Raw genomic sequence first — 14490 nt, 5'->3', positions numbered from 1 at the left:
GCCGCCACCCCGAAGGATGACGGCCCGTTCCAGAGCGTGATGCTTAAGCGTTGCCGCCCGAGAGCTTCTCGCGGAGAGCCGCGAGAGCCTCGTCGTCAGCGAGCGTGCCCGCGCCTGCGACCTCGCTCGAGAAGACCTGGCCACCGAAGTCGTCGCCAGCGGCCGCCTCGGCCTCGGCTGCCTTGGCAACCTGAGCCTTGTGGGCCTCCCAACGAGCCTGGGCTGCAGCGTACTCCTGCTCCCATGCCTCGCGCTGGGTGTCGAAGCCTTCCTTCCATGCACCGGTCTCGGGGTCGAAGCCCTCCGGGTACTTGTACTCGCCGGCCTCGTCGTACTCGGCGAGCATGCCGTAGAGCGCCGGGTCGAACTCGGTGCCGTTGACGTCGACGGCCTCGTTCGCCTGCTTGAGCGAGAGCGAGATGCGGCGACGCTCGAGGTCGATGTCGATGACCTTGACGAAGACCTCTTCGCCGACCGACACGACCTGCTCGGCCAGCTCGACGTGCTTGCTGGAGAGCTCGGAGATGTGGACGAGGCCCTCGATGCCGTCTGCGACGCGAACGAACGCACCGAACGGAACGAGCTTGGTGACCTTACCCGGCGTGACCTGACCGATCGCGTGGGTGCGGGCGAAGACCTGCCACGGGTCCTCCTGCGTCGCCTTCAGCGACAGGGAGACGCGCTCGCGGTCGAGGTCGACCTCGAGGATCTCGACGGTGACCTCCTGGCCCACCTCGACGACCTCGGAGGCGTGCTCGATGTGCTTCCAGGACAGCTCGGAGACGTGCACGAGGCCGTCCACGCCGCCGAGGTCGACGAATGCACCGAAGTTGACGATCGACGACACGACACCCTTGCGGACCTGACCCTTGTGCAGGTTGTTCAGGAAAGTGGTGCGCGACTCCGACTGCGTCTGCTCGAGCAGCGCACGGCGGCTGAGCACGACGTTGTTGCGGTTCTTGTCGAGCTCGAGGATCTTGGCCTCGATCTCCTGGCCGAGGTACGGCGTGAGGTCGCGGACGCGGCGCAGCTCGATGAGCGAGGCCGGGAGGAAGCCACGGAGGCCGATGTCGACGATGAGTCCACCCTTGACGACCTCGATGACCGTACCGGTGACGACGCCGTCGTTCTCCTTGATCTTCTCGACGTCTCCCCAGGCACGCTCGTACTGAGCGCGCTTCTTGGAGAGGATCAGACGGCCTTCCTTGTCCTCCTTCTGGAGAACCAGGGCCTCGACCTCGTCGCCGACCTTGACGACCTCGTTGGGGTCGACGTCGTGCTTGATCGAGAGCTCGCGCGAGGGGATGACACCCTCGGTCTTGTATCCGACATCGAGGAGGACCTCATCGCGGTCGATCTTGACGATCGTGCCTTCGATGATGTCGCCGTCGTTGAAGAACTTCAGGGTCTTCTCGACCGCGGCCAGGAAGTCCTCAGCAGATCCGATGTCGTTGATGGCGACCTGCTTGGTGGCCGGGGCGGTCGTTGCGGTAGTCATGTAGTGGGTTGTCCTTGTGAATGGAGACTCGGGCTGAAAGCTCCGGCCGCGCACGGCCGATCACGAGCTCTGCAGCGATTGATTTGGTTTCTGCCACCCAGGCATGCGTAGGCACGCCACGAGTGACAATCAAGGCTATCAGATCTCGGGGCCGCGCGAAGGATGAGATACCACGCGCGGCCTGCGCGCTGACAGACTGTCGACATGCCACGCGCCGACAAGCTGCTCCTGCTCGACACCGCCAGTCTCTACTTCCGCGCCTTCTACGGCGTTCCCGACAAGGTGACGGCGCCGGACGGCTCCCCGATCAACGCGGCTCGCGGCCTGCTCGACATCATCGCGAAGCTCATCACGCTCTACGAGCCGACGCACGTGGTCGCCTGCTGGGATGACGACTGGCGGCCGCAGTGGAGGGTCGATCTGATCCCGAGCTACAAGTCGCACCGAGTCGTCGAGGTGGTGGCGGCGGGCCCCGACGTCGAAGAGGTCCCCGATCCGCTCGAGGCGCAGATCCCGCTGATCCGTCAGACGCTCGGCCTCCTCGGCATCCCTATCATCGGTGTCGCCGAACACGAGGCGGACGACGTCATCGGCACCCTCGCCACACACTCGACGATGCCCGTCGACATCGTCACGGGCGACCGCGACCTGTTCCAGCTCGTCGATGACGCGAGAGACGTGCGCGTCGTCTATACGGCACGCGGCATGAGCAATCTCGAGATCGTGACGGATGCCGTGGTCGTGGCCAAGTACGGCGTGCTCCCCGGTCAGTATGCCGACTTCGCCACGATGCGCGGCGACGCGTCCGACGGGCTGCCCGGCGTCGCCGGGGTCGGCGAGAAGACCGCCGCGACCCTGCTGCAGTCGCACGGCGATCTCGTCGGGATCCGCGCGGCAGCAGAAGCCGGTGAAGGGATGAGCGCCGGGGTTCGAGCGAAGATCCTCGCCGCGTCCGACTACCTCGACGTCGCGCCGACGGTCGTCGCCGTGGCACCCGATCTCGACATCGCGGCGCCGACCGAGGCCCTGCGGCCGCTCGACCCGGCCGAGGCGGATGCCGCGACGGCGCTCGCGGAGAAGTGGAACCTCGGATCGTCGATGGCCCGCGCCGTCGCAGCCGTGGCGACCGTCGAGGGCTGAGTCACTTCGCCCAGGCGAGCAGACGATCGAGACCCCAGGTCGTGATGATGCGGGATGCGGGCACTCCCGCCCGTTCCGCGCGCTCCGCGCCGCGATCGAGCAACGAGAGCTGACCCGGCGCGTGCGCGTCCGAGTCGATCGAGAAGAGGCATCCTGCGTCGAGGGCGATCGCGATCAGCTCGTCAGGCGGGTCCTGACGCTCCGGCCGCGAATTGATCTCGACCGCGACGCCGTTCTCGGCGCAGGCCGCGAAGACGGCGCGGGCATCGAACTGCGACTCGGGCCGCGTGCCTCGCTCCCCCTGCACGAGGCGTCCGGTGCAATGGCCGAGCACGTTCACTCGCGAAGCCGACACGGCAGCGATCATCCGCGCCGTCATGGGCCTCGCCTCCATGCGCAGTTTCGAATGGACGGATGCCACGACGATGTCGAGATCGCCGAGCAGCGAGTCCTCCTGGTCGAGGGAGCCGTCCTCGAGGATGTCGACCTCGATACCCGCAAGCAGCGTGAATCCGTCTCCTGACTCCGCCCGCACGAGCGGGATCTGCTCGCGGAGCCTCTCGGCAGAGAGTCCGCGGGCCACCCGCAGACGCGGGGAATGATCGGTGATCGCCTGATACTCGTGCCCCAGCGCCCTCGCCGCCGCCGCCATGACGGGAATGGGCGTGGTGCCGTCGGACCAATCCGTGTGGGCGTGCAGATCTCCACGAAGCCTGCCCCGCAACTGCGAGACCTTCTCCGGCTCGACTTCTCCGCGAAGCTCGACGAGATAGTCCGGAACCTCCCCGGCCTGCGCCTGCCGGATGACACCGAAGGTCGACTCCCCTATTCCTTTGGCGGCACGCAACCGAGTGGGGTCCTCACGGACATCCGCCGACAGCTGCTGCAGAGCCGCCGCCGCCTGGCGGAACGCCTTCGCCCGGTAGCGCGAGGCCCGTTCGCGCTCCAGCAGAGAAGCGATCTCGAGCAGGGCGGCGACGGGATCCATGTCTCTCCCCTACGCGGAGGCGAGCTCTCGGCTCACGCTGATCCACTCGTCGAGCTTCGCGATCGCTCGGCCGTCGTCCACCGCGGTCGCCGCTCGCTCGTATCCCTCGCGCAGTCGCTCCAGGATCGGACGCTGCACCTGCGTGGCATCCTGCGACAGCTCGAACGCGACGATCCCTGCCGCGGCGTTCAGCAGCACGATGTCGCGAACTGCGCCCTTCTCACCGTCGAGAGTGCGACGGAGCACTGCCGCATTGTGGTCGGGGGTGCCGCCGATCAGGTCGGCGAGGTCGGCGACGGGGATGCCGAGGTCACGCGGATCGAGGTCGTGCTCATGGATGTCACCGCGAGTCACTTCCCAGATGCGGCTGTGACCCGTCGTGGTGAGCTCGTCCAGGCCGTCGTCACCGCGGAACACCAGCGCTGTCGCACCGCGGGTGCGGAACACTCCGGTGATGAGCGGGACGCGCTCGAGCTGCGCCACGCCGACGGCGTTGGCCTCGGCTCGGGCGGGATTGCACAGCGGGCCCAGCATGTTGAACACGGTCGGCACCCCGAGCTCTGCGCGAACGGCGCCCGCGTGCTTGAAGCCGGGGTGGAAGGCGCCGGCCCACGCGAAGGTGATGCCCGTGCGATCGAGGATCGACGACACCGCTGCAGGGTCGAGGGTGAGCTCGAGTCCCAGCGCGCTCAGCACGTCCGACGATCCGGAGGCAGAACTCGCAGCCCGATTGCCATGCTTCACGACGGGAACCCCGGTGGCGCCGATGATGACCGCTGCGGTCGTCGAGACATTGACCGTGCCCACCCGATCGCCACCGGTGCCGACGATGTCGAGCACGTTCGGCGACACGGGAAGCGGAACCGCCGCCTCGAGGATCGCGTCACGGAATCCGACGATCTCGTCGATCGTCTCCCCCTTCGCTCGCAGAGCGACGAGGAAGCCCGCGAGCTGCGCCTCGGTCACATCGCCGCGCATGATCTGACGCATGGCCCACGTGGACTCCCAGACGCTGAGGTCCCGGCGCTCCAGAAGAGTGGTGAGCACGTCGGACCAGGTCAGGGAATCAGCCATGTGTGCGATCCTATCGGCGTCGGGAAAACGTGCAGACTCTTCCGCGCGGGCACCTCCGCCCACGGCACCCCCTGTTTCCCGCGGATTCACCGAGGATTCGCAGTGTTTTCTTAGGGTTACCTAAGTCGCATGACAGCGAATCGGGGTCCCCCGGTGCGAGAATCACGCCCGAGGATCGGCCATAATGGAAGGGTGACGACCTCAGCGACGTATGCCCCGGCGGCAAGAACGATCAAGCGCCCCAACCCGGTAGCTGTCGGCACCATTGTGTGGCTCGGCAGCGAGGTGATGTTCTTCGCGGGACTCTTCGCGATCTACTTCACTCTCCGCAGCACCTCACCGGAGCTCTGGGCCGACCGAACCGAACTGCTGAACGTCCCGTTCGCGTTCGTCAACACGGCGATCCTGGTGTTCTCCTCCTTCACGTGCCAGATGGGCGTGTTCGCGGCAGAGGACCTCCAGCCGTACCGCATCGCCAAGGGGCAGAAGAACCTCGCCGGCCGTCGTCGCCTCTTCGGGTGGGGCATGGTCGAGTGGTTCTTCCTCACCTTCGCACTCGGCGCGATCTTCGTGTCCGGCCAGGTGTGGGAGTACGCACAGCTCGTCGCTGAGGGCATGCCGATCAACGCCGACTCCTACGCATCCGCGTTCTACCTGACGACCGGCTTCCACGCACTGCACGTCACCGGCGGTCTCATCGCGTTCCTCCTCGTCATCGGCCGCGCATACGCCGTCAAGAATTTCCGGCACAAAGAGGCGACGTCCTCGATCGTGGTGTCCTACTACTGGCACTTCGTCGACGTCGTCTGGATCGTGCTGTTCGTCGTTATCTACTTCCTGAAATAAGAGCGGAGCTGATCCCCGAGATGGCACGAGAGAAGAAGCGCCGTTCGAACGGCCGTCGCAGTCCCCTGGCTGCGGTGGCACTCATCGGAGCAGGCCTCATGATCACCGGCGCCGTGTACGCCGGAACATCCGCAGCCTTCGCTGCGACCGACACGCAGACCACCGCTGAGAGCACCCTCACCGTCGAAGACGGAGAGAAGCTGTTCACGGCGAACTGCGCCACCTGCCACGGCCTCGACCTGCAGGGCACCCCGAACGGACCCAGCCTCTACGGTGTGGGCGAGCTCGCGACCGAGTTCCAGCTGTCCACCGGACGCATGCCTCTGCAGATGCAGGGACCGCAGGCTCCGCAGAAGACGCCGCAGTTCACGGAGGACCAGATCCTGGCGATCTCGTCGTTCGTGCAGGAGTCCGCTCCCGGCCCGACCTTCCCCGAAGAGCACATCCTCGACGGAGGCGGCGACGTCGCGAACGGCGCCGAGCTGTTCCGCGTCAACTGCGCCATGTGCCACAACGTGGCAGCAGCCGGTGGTGCACTCACCGAGGGCAAGTACGCCCCTGCCCTGACCGAGACCAGCGCACTGCACATGTACGCGGCCATGGTCACCGGCCCCCAGAACATGCCCGTCTTCGGCGACATGAACCTGTCGGACGAAGACAAGCGCGACATCATCTCGGCTCTGCTCTACCAGCAGCAGTCCGTGCAGATCGGCGGATTCTCGCTCGGTTCGCTGGGTCCCGTCTCCGAGGGCCTGTTCGTCTGGATCTTCGGGATCGGCGCGCTCGTCGCCATCACCGTGTGGATCACGGCGAAGTCCAACTGACGCTTATTCATCGAAGAGGAACGTACGAGGAGCACCATGGCACACGACGACGACTCGCAGGCTCTTGACAGGGCCTACCAGCCCTCTCCGGGGCTGGGTGTCGCAGTCAGCGATCCCGTGCAGAACCCCGGGCTGCCGCCGCACCGCGAGCGGATGACCGACAAGGACCCGCGCGCTGAGAAGGCTGCGGAGCGCACGGTCTACACCCTGTTCTACCTCTCGCTGGCAGGAAGCATCTGGGCGGTCGCCGCCTACATGCTGTTCCCCATCGAGAGCGGCGCGCTCATCGACATCCGTCAGAACAACCTCTTCATCGGTCTGGGCATCGCACTCGCGCTGCTCTCGATCGGCATCGGGGCGATCCACTGGTCCAAGGCGCTCATGAGCGACAAGGAGCACATCGAGTACCGCCACCCCACCCGTGGCAAGGAATCGACGCGCGAAGCTGTCATCGAGGCGTTCGAGACCGCGAACGAGGAGTCCGGCTTCGGACGCCGCACCATGATCCGCAACTCGCTGTTCGCAGCGATCGTGGCATCGATCATCCCCGGCGTGACCCTGTTCCGTGGCCTCGCTCCGCACAGCACCCCTGACGACCCCACCGCGGGCGATCCGGTCGCGCTGCTGAAGCACACGATGTGGGAGAAGGGTCAGCGTCTCGTGCGCGACCCCGACGGCACCCCCATCCGCGCGGCTGACGTCACCCTCGGTTCCGCGTTCCACGTGATCCCCGAGGACCTCGCCGACCTCAGCCATCACGACGGCTACCTCGAGGAGAAGGCCAAGGCCATCGTGCTGATGATGCGCCTGCGCCCCGAGCAGCTCGTCGAGGCCGAGGACCGCAAGGACTGGTCGTACGACGGCATCGTCGCGTACTCCAAGGTCTGCACCCACGTCGGCTGCCCTGTCGCTCTGTACGAGCAGCAGACGCACCACCTGCTGTGCCCCTGCCACCAGTCGCAGTTCGACGTCACGGACCACGCCAAGGTCATCTTCGGCCCGGCCGCACGCCCGCTGCCGCAGCTGCCCATCACCGTCGACGACGAGGGCTATCTCGTCGCACGCAGTGACTTCACCGAGCCCGTCGGCCCGAGCTTCTGGGAGCGCCATTGAGCACCGCAACGCTGTCCAAAGAGGACAAGGACAACAAGGCGCCCCTCGGCGGCCGATTCGTCGGCGCCGCGTCGAACTACATCGATGAGCGCACCAGCATCTCCGGCTTCGTCAAGGAGCTCGGACGCAAGATCTTCCCCGACCACTGGTCGTTCATGCTCGGCGAGATCGCGCTGTGGAGCTTCGTGGTCGTGTTCCTGTCCGGAACCTTCCTGACGTTCTTCTTCGAGGCGTCGATGGTCGAGACCCACTACACCGGTGCGTACGCCCCGATGCGTGGCATCGCGATGTCGGCGGCGCTCGAGTCGTCGCTGAACATCTCGTTCGACCTCCGCGGTGGTCTCCTGGTCCGCCAGATCCACCACTGGGCCGCCCTGGTCTTCGTCGCCGGCATCGGCGTCCACATGCTGCGCGTGTTCTTCACCGGCGCGTTCCGCAAGCCGCGCGAGCTCAACTGGGTGATCGGCTTCGTGCTGTTCATCCTCGCGATGGCCGAGGGCTTCACCGGCTACTCGCTGCCCGACGACCTCCTGTCGGGCAACGGCCTCCGCATCATCGACGGAATGGTGAAGGGTATCCCCCTCATCGGCACGTGGACATCGTTCCTGCTCTTCGGTGGCGAGTTCCCCGGTACGGCGATCGTGGGCCGCCTCTACACGCTTCACATCCTGCTGCTGCCGATGCTCGTCATCGCGCTCATCGTGGTGCACCTGATGCTGATGATCGTCAACAAGCACACGCAGTTCGCCGGCCCCGGCCGCACGAACGACAACGTGGTGGGCTACCCGATGATGCCGGTCTACATGTCGAAGATGGGCGGCTACCTGTTCATCGTCTTCGGCACCATCGTGCTGATCGCGACGTTCTTCCAGATCAACCCGATCTGGAACTACGGCCCCTACGACCCGTCCCCCGTCTCCGCCGGTACCCAGCCTGACTGGTACATCGGATTCGCTGACGGTGCGCTGCGTCTTGCGCCGTCGAACCTCGACATCGTGTTCCTCGATCACACCTGGTCGTTCGGAATCCTGCTGCCGCTGGTCGTCCTCGGACTGTTCATCGTGCTCGTCGCGATCTACCCCTTCATCGAGGCGTGGGTCACCGGAGACAAGCGCGAGCACCACATCGCTCAGCGTCCGCGCAACGCGGCGACCCGCACCGCCATCGGCGTTGCCGGCGTCATCTTCTACGCGGTGCTGTGGGCTGCAGCCTCTTCGGACCTCATCGCGACGCACTTCATGCTGACGATGGAGGGTGTGATCCACGCACTCCAGGCACTGCTGTTCGTCGGACCGGTACTCGGGTACTTCGTGGCGAAGCGCATCGCACTCGCCCTGCAGAAGAAGGATCGCGAGATCGTCCTGCACGGCTTCGAGTCGGGCCGCATCGTCCGCCTTCCCGGTGGCGAGTTCATCGAGGTGCACCAGCCGGTCGACAAGTACGACCGCTGGAAGCTCATCGACGTCGACGGCTACGAGCCGCTGGTCGTCCGCCCGAACGCGAAGGGACGCATCTCGTGGACCGAGAACCTGCGGTCCTCCGTCTCGCGCTGGTTCTTCGAGGATCGTCTGGCCCCGCTCACGCAGGCCGAGGTCGAGGCCGCGGATGCTCACCAGCACCACGTCGAGGCTCACAACGACGAGACCGAGGCTGCCGAGATCCAGGGCGCTCACGAGCGTGCAGGATTCCCTGACGCGCCTCTCACGGTCAGCGAGACACATATCGACGAGACGTCGAACACTCCCAGCACGGTCATTTCGACCGAGCCGGTGAAGAAGCCTCGCAAGAAGAAGTCGGAGGACGGCGAGTAAGACCGCCGCTCCCCCATGAAGAAGGCCCTGTCCGTTTCGGACAGGGCCTTCTTCATGTCCGGGAGCCTCCCACCTGAGCGTGGAAGGATCGTGACATGAGCTCAGCAGTCCAACTCATCCGTTCCGCCGATCTCGCCGCTGCGCCCTACGCGTACGCGGCCACAGCACCATCCGGATCCCGGTTGATCTTCCTCGCCGGCGCGTGCCCGCTCGAAGACGACGGCAGCACCACCGCGCCGGGCGACTACGCCGCACAAGCTGCCCGCTGCGTGGAGACACTGCGCGAAGCATTGCGCGCCAGCGGCGCGACTCTCACCGACGTCATCAGCACACGCGTCCTGGCTGCCTCGTCGTCCCAGCAGGACCTGGTGGCCGCCTGGGACGTCGTACATGCCGCCTTCGGCGACCACGACGCGCCGAGTACGCTTCTGGGCGTCACGGTGCTCGGCTACGACGACCAGCTGGTCGAGATAGAAGCCGTCGCGGCGGTTGCGGAGGGGCCACGATGAGCGGCACCATCCGTGCGGCCGTCCCCGCGGACGCCGAAGTCCTGCACGCCATCGAGGCGCACGCCGACGCGCTCCTGATCGACAGCCTGGGGGCACCGGAATGGCCGCCGGCCGGCGACGGCGCGGAGCGACTCGGAGCGCCCGGCTTCGTCCTCGTCGTCGAAGACCCCGAGGACTCCTCCCCCGTCGGATTCGTCCATGTGCTCGACGCCGACGGCCACGCCCACCTCGAGCAGCTGTCCGTCCTCCCCTCCTCCGGTCGACAGGGCTACGGACGCCGCCTCGTCGTCGCGGCTCTGGACGAAGCCCGCGGACGCGGCTACACGCGAATGTCACTGCGGACCTATGCCGAGGTTCCGTGGAATGCCCCGTTCTACGCCTCGTGCGGATTCCTGGAGAGCATCCCGGAGACACCGTTCCAGCGTGGCCTCGTGGACACCGAGGCCACGCTCTCGCTCGACCGTTACGGACGGCGCGTGCAGATGACCGTGGAGCTCTGACCGCTCACTTCGATTTGGCGGAATCCGGTGTGCCCACGTCCGGAAGACGAGGGCGCCCAAGGGAATGCGTCCCTACGCTGGGATCATGATCGATCGCGCAGACTACTTCGCCGCCAAACTCGCCTACGAGACCGACGCCAGCGACGTCCATGCCGCTCTGAAGGCCGGAGAGGAGATCGTGGTCATCGATGTGCGCTCTGACGAGGCATGGGCACAGGGGCGTGTCTCAGGCGCCGTCCATATGCATTACAGCGAGATCGCGACCCGCGCTCCGGTCGAGGTTCCCGCCGATGCCGCGGTCGTCGTCTACTGCTGGAGCCCCGGGTGCAACGCCGGCGCGAAGGGCGCCCGGGAGTTCGCCGCGCTCGGGTATGAAGTGCGCGAGATGATCGGCGGCTTCGAGTACTGGGTTCGCGAAGGGTATCCGGTCGAGGACGCGGACGGCGTGCACCACCGCCCTGTCGATCCGCTCACCGGTGTTGCTCGGGTGCGCACGAAGGCGTAGCATTCCCCACCGATCATTCGACCTACGGGACACGACGAAGGCCCCTGGGATCTGATCCCAGGGGCCTTCGTCGAGAATCTCAGCGGGCGAAGTTGCCGCGGTAGTACTCGTATACCCAACCGATGATTGCGACCACGAAGATCGCCAGGCCGATCGGAAGCAGGAATTGTCCGACTGCGAGCCCCACCACGAAGATGCCGGCGGATCCAGCCAGCACGATCGGCCACCAGGACCAGGGGCTGAACTCACCGAGCTCAGGGTCACCGTCGTCGATGTCGCTCGTCAGGATGTCCTCGGGCAGCTCGCCGTTCTGCGCCTTGTGCGTGCGATCGAGGTAGAACGCGATCAGCGCACCCATGAAGGCTGCGAAGAACAGCGCCACGGTACCGACCCATTCGATCCGCTCGGCGAAGTTCTCCGACGGAGTCGCCAGGATGTGCCAGCCGGTGTAGACGACTCCGACCAGTGCGAAGAACGCGGTCAGGATCCACCAGAGAATGACGTTGTCGCGCATGGCTCAGTGGCCCTCTCGCTCGCCGGGAGCGGCAGGCGTGAACTCCGCCGCCTCGGGGTGGTTCAGGTCGAATGCAGGACGCTCGCTGCGGATGCGCGGGATCGACGTGAAGTTGTGACGCGGCGGCGGGCATGAGGTCGCCCACTCGAGCGATGCGCCGTAGCCCCACGGGTCGTTGACCGTGACCTTGGGCGCCTTGCGTGCCGTGATCCAGACGTTCAGGAAGAACGGCAGCATCGATGCACCGAGGATGATCGCGCCGATCGTCGACACCTGGTTCTGCCAGGTCCAGCCGTCTGCCGCCGAGTAGTCGGCGTAGCGACGAACCATGCCGTCGACACCCAGCCAGTGCTGGATGAGGAACGTCATGTGGAAGCCGATGAACAGCATCCAGAAGTGCACGTAGCCGAGACGCTCGTTGAGCATGCGTCCGGTCCACTTCGGCCACCAGAAGTAGAAGCCGGCGAACATCGCGAACACGACCGTACCGAAGACCACGTAGTGGAAGTGAGCGACCACGAAGTAGGAGTCGGACAGAGCGAAGTCCAGCGGCGGAGCCGCGAGGATGACGCCGGTCAGACCGCCGAAGACGAACGACACGAGGAAGCCGAGTGCGAACACCATCGGCGTCTCGAACGTCACGGACCCTCGCCAGAGCGTTCCGATCCAGTTGAAGATCTTCACACCGGTCGGCACCGCGATGAGCATGGTCATCAGGGCGAAGAACGGCAGCAGCACGGATCCCGTCACGTACATGTGGTGAGCCCACACCGCGACCGAGAGCGCCGCGATGGCGATCGTCGCATAGACCAGGGTCTTGTATCCGAAGATCGGCTTGCGGCTGAACACCGGGAAGATCTCCGACACGATGCCGAAGAACGGCAGGGCGATGATGTAGACCTCGGGGTGACCGAAGAACCAGAACAGGTGCTGCCAGAGCAGAACGCCGCCGTTGGCCGGGTCGTAGATGTGCGCGCCGAGGATTCGGTCGGCGGCCGCGGCGAAGATCGCAGCTGCGAGCACCGGGAAGGCCATCAGGATGAGGAGGCTCGTGATGAGCGTGTTCCACGAGAAGATCGGCATACGCCACATGGTCATGCCGGGCGCACGCATCGTGATGACCGTGGTGATGAAGTTGACCGCACCGAGGATCGTGCCGAACCCGGAGATTCCGAGACCGACCATCCAGAGGTTTCCGCCTGCACCCGGCGAGAACGAGGCGCTCGCGAGGGGCTGATAGGCGAACCATCCGAACGATGCCGCACCCTGAGGGGTGAGGAAGCCGGCCACGGCGATCGTGGATCCGAAGAGGAAGAGCCAGAACGCGAAGGCGTTCAGACGCGGGAACGCGACGTCAGGGGCTCCGAGCTGCAGTGGCAGGATCGCATTCGCGAAGCCCGCGAAGAGCGGCGTCGCGAACATCAGCAGCATGATCGTGCCGTGCATAGTGAAGAGCTGGTTGTACTGCTCCTTCGTCGGGATGATCTGCATCCCGGGAGCGAACAGCTCTGCACGGATGACGAGGGCCATCACGCCACCGAGCAGGAAGAACAGCACCGAGGCGATGAGGTACATGTACCCGATCGTCTTGTGGTCGGTGGAGGTGATCCACTTGACGACGATGTTGCCCTTCTGCTCGACGCGCGAGGAGCTCATGAGAGCGGCCTGGCGTGCGGGCAGAGTCGTGGGTCGGGAGCGGGGGGCCTCGTCGGTGCGGGGGGCTTCAGTTGTCGACATGGCTTACTCCTCTCCTTCCTCGGAGTCGGTCGTTGCGGTGGTGCCCGGGAAGTTCGACAGACGGTCGTACGCATCCGTGATGTCGCCGGTGTTGCCTTCCTCCTCGAGCGACTGGAGGTAGGCGTCGTACTCGTCCTGTTCGACGACCTTGACGTTGAACAGCATCATCGAGTGGTACTCACCACACAGCTCGGCGCACTTGCCGGCGTACTCGCCGACGCGCGTCGGGATGAAGGACCAGGAATTGTCCTTCCCGATGTACATGTCCTTCTTGTACAGGAAGTCGATGATCCAGAACGAGTGGATGACATCGCGCGACTGCAGGTTGATGGTGACCTTCTGGTCGACCGGCAGCACCAGGGTCGGAAGCTGAGCCTGGTCGATGTTGCCGGCGGCGTCGGGCTGAGCCTGGATGCCCATGGTCCAGACGGCGTCGGAGTTGTCCTCTTCTTCCCCGTCGTACTGGAAGTCCCACGCCCACTGCTTGGCGATCGCGGTGATCTCGACGTCGGGGTCATCCCACTTCGCCTCGATCGCGCTCTGGTCGCGAGCAGTGAAGAAGAACATTCCCAGCACCAGGATGAGCGGCACGATCGTGTAGAAGATCTCGATCGGCATGTTGTAGCGCATCTGCACCGGCAGGCCGGTCTGTCCCTTGCGGCGACGGTAGGCGATCGCAGCCCAGGCCATCAGGCCCCAGGTGATCACGCCGACGGCGAGGAGGACGATCCAGGAGTTCACCCAGAGCGAGGACACGCGCTCGGTCTGGTTGGTGGCCGCAGGCTCACCCTCCACGAAGCCAGGGAGGTAACCGTTCAGCTCGGTGGCAGTACATCCCGCCAGGGCCACGGCTGCCACTACTCCCAGGGGAAGAGCGGCCCAACGAAGGCGGCGTTTCGAGGGCACGATGCACCTTTCAGATTGCGGACAGGGCACACCCAAGTCTAGGGCAACCTCACACCTGATTCATGCCAACCACGCAGGTTGGCGGAGGGGTTCGGATCAGTGGAAGCTGTCTCCACAGGCGCAGCTGCCCGCGGCGTTGGGGTTGTCGATCGTGAAGCCCTGCTCCGAGATCGTGTCCTTGAAGTCGATCGATGCGCCGTCGAGATACGGGACGCTCATGTTGTCGATGATGACCTCGACACCGTCGAAGTCGACGGTCTCGTCGCCCTCGAGGTAACGCTCGTCGAAGTACAGCTGGTAGATCAGGCCGGAGCATCCGCCGGGCTGGACGGCGACGCGCAGGCGCAGGTCGTCGCGACCCTCCTGCTCGAGGAGGTTCTTGACCTTCGTGGCCGCGGCGTCGGTCAGCTTCACGCCGTGCGCCTGGGTGGTCTCTGCTGCAGTCAGTGTGGTGTCGCTCATGTCGCTCCTTGTGACGGGCCGCGCTCGCACGGCTGGTGTCTCGATTTTACCCTCCGCTTGGCG

The 14490-nt window shown here is 65.6% G+C and carries 15 protein-coding genes; 8 read left to right on the top strand and 7 right to left on the bottom strand.

Translation table 11 applies throughout. The features are described from left to right. Positions 1 to 43: 43 nt before the first annotated feature. Positions 44 to 1498, bottom strand: a complete 1455-nt coding sequence (gene rpsA, locus ASF63_RS16390) for a 30S ribosomal protein S1 (protein ID WP_056377208.1) — start codon at positions 1496 to 1498, stop codon at positions 44 to 46. Between the two features lie 204 nt (positions 1499 to 1702). Here rpsA and ASF63_RS16385 point away from each other — a divergent pair, with 204 nt between their 5' ends. Then, positions 1703 to 2638 (top strand): 5'-3' exonuclease, encoded by a 936-nt coding sequence (locus ASF63_RS16385; RefSeq protein WP_056516562.1) that lies wholly within the window; start codon positions 1703 to 1705, stop codon positions 2636 to 2638. A 1-nt stretch (position 2639) separates the two neighbouring features. On the opposite strand, the gene ASF63_RS16380 is transcribed toward ASF63_RS16385, so the two are convergent. Both ASF63_RS16380 and trpD read right to left on the bottom strand, forming a co-directional pair. Beyond that, positions 2640 to 3626 (bottom strand): PHP domain-containing protein, encoded by a 987-nt coding sequence (locus ASF63_RS16380; RefSeq protein WP_056516558.1) that lies wholly within the window; start codon positions 3624 to 3626, stop codon positions 2640 to 2642. A 9-nt stretch (positions 3627 to 3635) separates the two neighbouring features. Beyond that, entirely contained in the window at positions 3636 to 4700 is a 1065-nt protein-coding gene (gene trpD / locus ASF63_RS16375) for an anthranilate phosphoribosyltransferase (protein WP_056516555.1), read from the bottom strand. Positions 4701 to 4892: 192 nt separating this feature from the next. On the opposite strand from trpD, the gene ASF63_RS16370 reads away from it, so the two are divergent. The 7 genes from ASF63_RS16370 to ASF63_RS16340 all read left to right on the top strand — a co-directional run bounded on the left by ASF63_RS16370 (position 4893) and on the right by ASF63_RS16340 (position 10808). After that, positions 4893 to 5546, top strand: coding sequence for a heme-copper oxidase subunit III (locus ASF63_RS16370; protein WP_082478282.1), 654 nt, complete (start codon positions 4893 to 4895; stop codon positions 5544 to 5546). Positions 5547 to 5566: 20 nt separating this feature from the next. Then, positions 5567 to 6370 (top strand): cytochrome c, encoded by an 804-nt coding sequence (locus ASF63_RS16365; RefSeq protein WP_056516548.1) that lies wholly within the window; start codon positions 5567 to 5569, stop codon positions 6368 to 6370. 36 nt (positions 6371 to 6406) lie between these two features. After that, positions 6407 to 7483, top strand: coding sequence for a ubiquinol-cytochrome c reductase iron-sulfur subunit (locus tag ASF63_RS16360; protein WP_056516544.1), 1077 nt, complete (start codon positions 6407 to 6409; stop codon positions 7481 to 7483). Further along, a complete protein-coding gene (locus ASF63_RS16355; protein WP_056516542.1) occupies positions 7480 to 9294 on the top strand; it encodes a cytochrome b in 1815 nt (604 codons plus the stop codon). The genes ASF63_RS16360 and ASF63_RS16355 overlap by 4 nt, the downstream gene beginning before the upstream one ends. 95 nt (positions 9295 to 9389) lie before the next feature. Beyond that, positions 9390 to 9803, top strand: coding sequence for a RidA family protein (locus ASF63_RS16350; protein ID WP_056516539.1), 414 nt, complete (start codon positions 9390 to 9392; stop codon positions 9801 to 9803). Beyond that, positions 9800 to 10303: a GNAT family N-acetyltransferase gene (locus ASF63_RS16345; protein WP_056516535.1), complete on the top strand. Its 504-nt coding sequence runs from the start codon at positions 9800 to 9802 to the stop codon at positions 10301 to 10303. The genes ASF63_RS16350 and ASF63_RS16345 overlap by 4 nt, the downstream gene beginning before the upstream one ends. A gap of 85 nt (positions 10304 to 10388) precedes the next feature. After that, entirely contained in the window at positions 10389 to 10808 is a 420-nt protein-coding gene (locus tag ASF63_RS16340; RefSeq protein ID WP_056517315.1) for a rhodanese-like domain-containing protein, read from the top strand. A gap of 79 nt (positions 10809 to 10887) precedes the next feature. On the opposite strand, the gene ASF63_RS16335 is transcribed toward ASF63_RS16340, so the two are convergent. The 4 genes from ASF63_RS16335 to erpA form a co-directional block, all read right to left on the bottom strand. Continuing rightward, entirely contained in the window at positions 10888 to 11322 is a 435-nt protein-coding gene (locus ASF63_RS16335; protein ID WP_056516530.1) for a cytochrome c oxidase subunit 4, read from the bottom strand. 3 nt (positions 11323 to 11325) lie between these two features. Next, the gene (gene ctaD, locus ASF63_RS16330) at positions 11326 to 13059 is read right to left on the bottom strand and encodes a cytochrome c oxidase subunit I (RefSeq protein ID WP_056516527.1); all 1734 of its coding nucleotides are present in this window, start codon (positions 13057 to 13059) and stop codon (positions 11326 to 11328) included. A gap of 3 nt (positions 13060 to 13062) precedes the next feature. Then, complete coding sequence (gene coxB / locus ASF63_RS16325) at positions 13063 to 13965, bottom strand: cytochrome c oxidase subunit II (protein ID WP_056307020.1); 903 nt, start codon at positions 13963 to 13965, stop codon at positions 13063 to 13065. Positions 13966 to 14061: 96 nt separating this feature from the next. After that, positions 14062 to 14427 (bottom strand): iron-sulfur cluster insertion protein ErpA, encoded by a 366-nt coding sequence (gene erpA / locus ASF63_RS16320; RefSeq protein ID WP_056307018.1) that lies wholly within the window; start codon positions 14425 to 14427, stop codon positions 14062 to 14064. Between the last annotated feature and the right edge of the window lie 63 nt (positions 14428 to 14490).

The sequence above is a fragment of the Microbacterium sp. Leaf320 genome (genome assembly GCF_001423485.1).
Taxonomy (GTDB): domain Bacteria; phylum Actinomycetota; class Actinomycetes; order Actinomycetales; family Microbacteriaceae; genus Microbacterium.
Note: the sequence above shows the minus strand (reverse complement) of the source record. Positions and strands in the feature narration are given on the sequence as shown.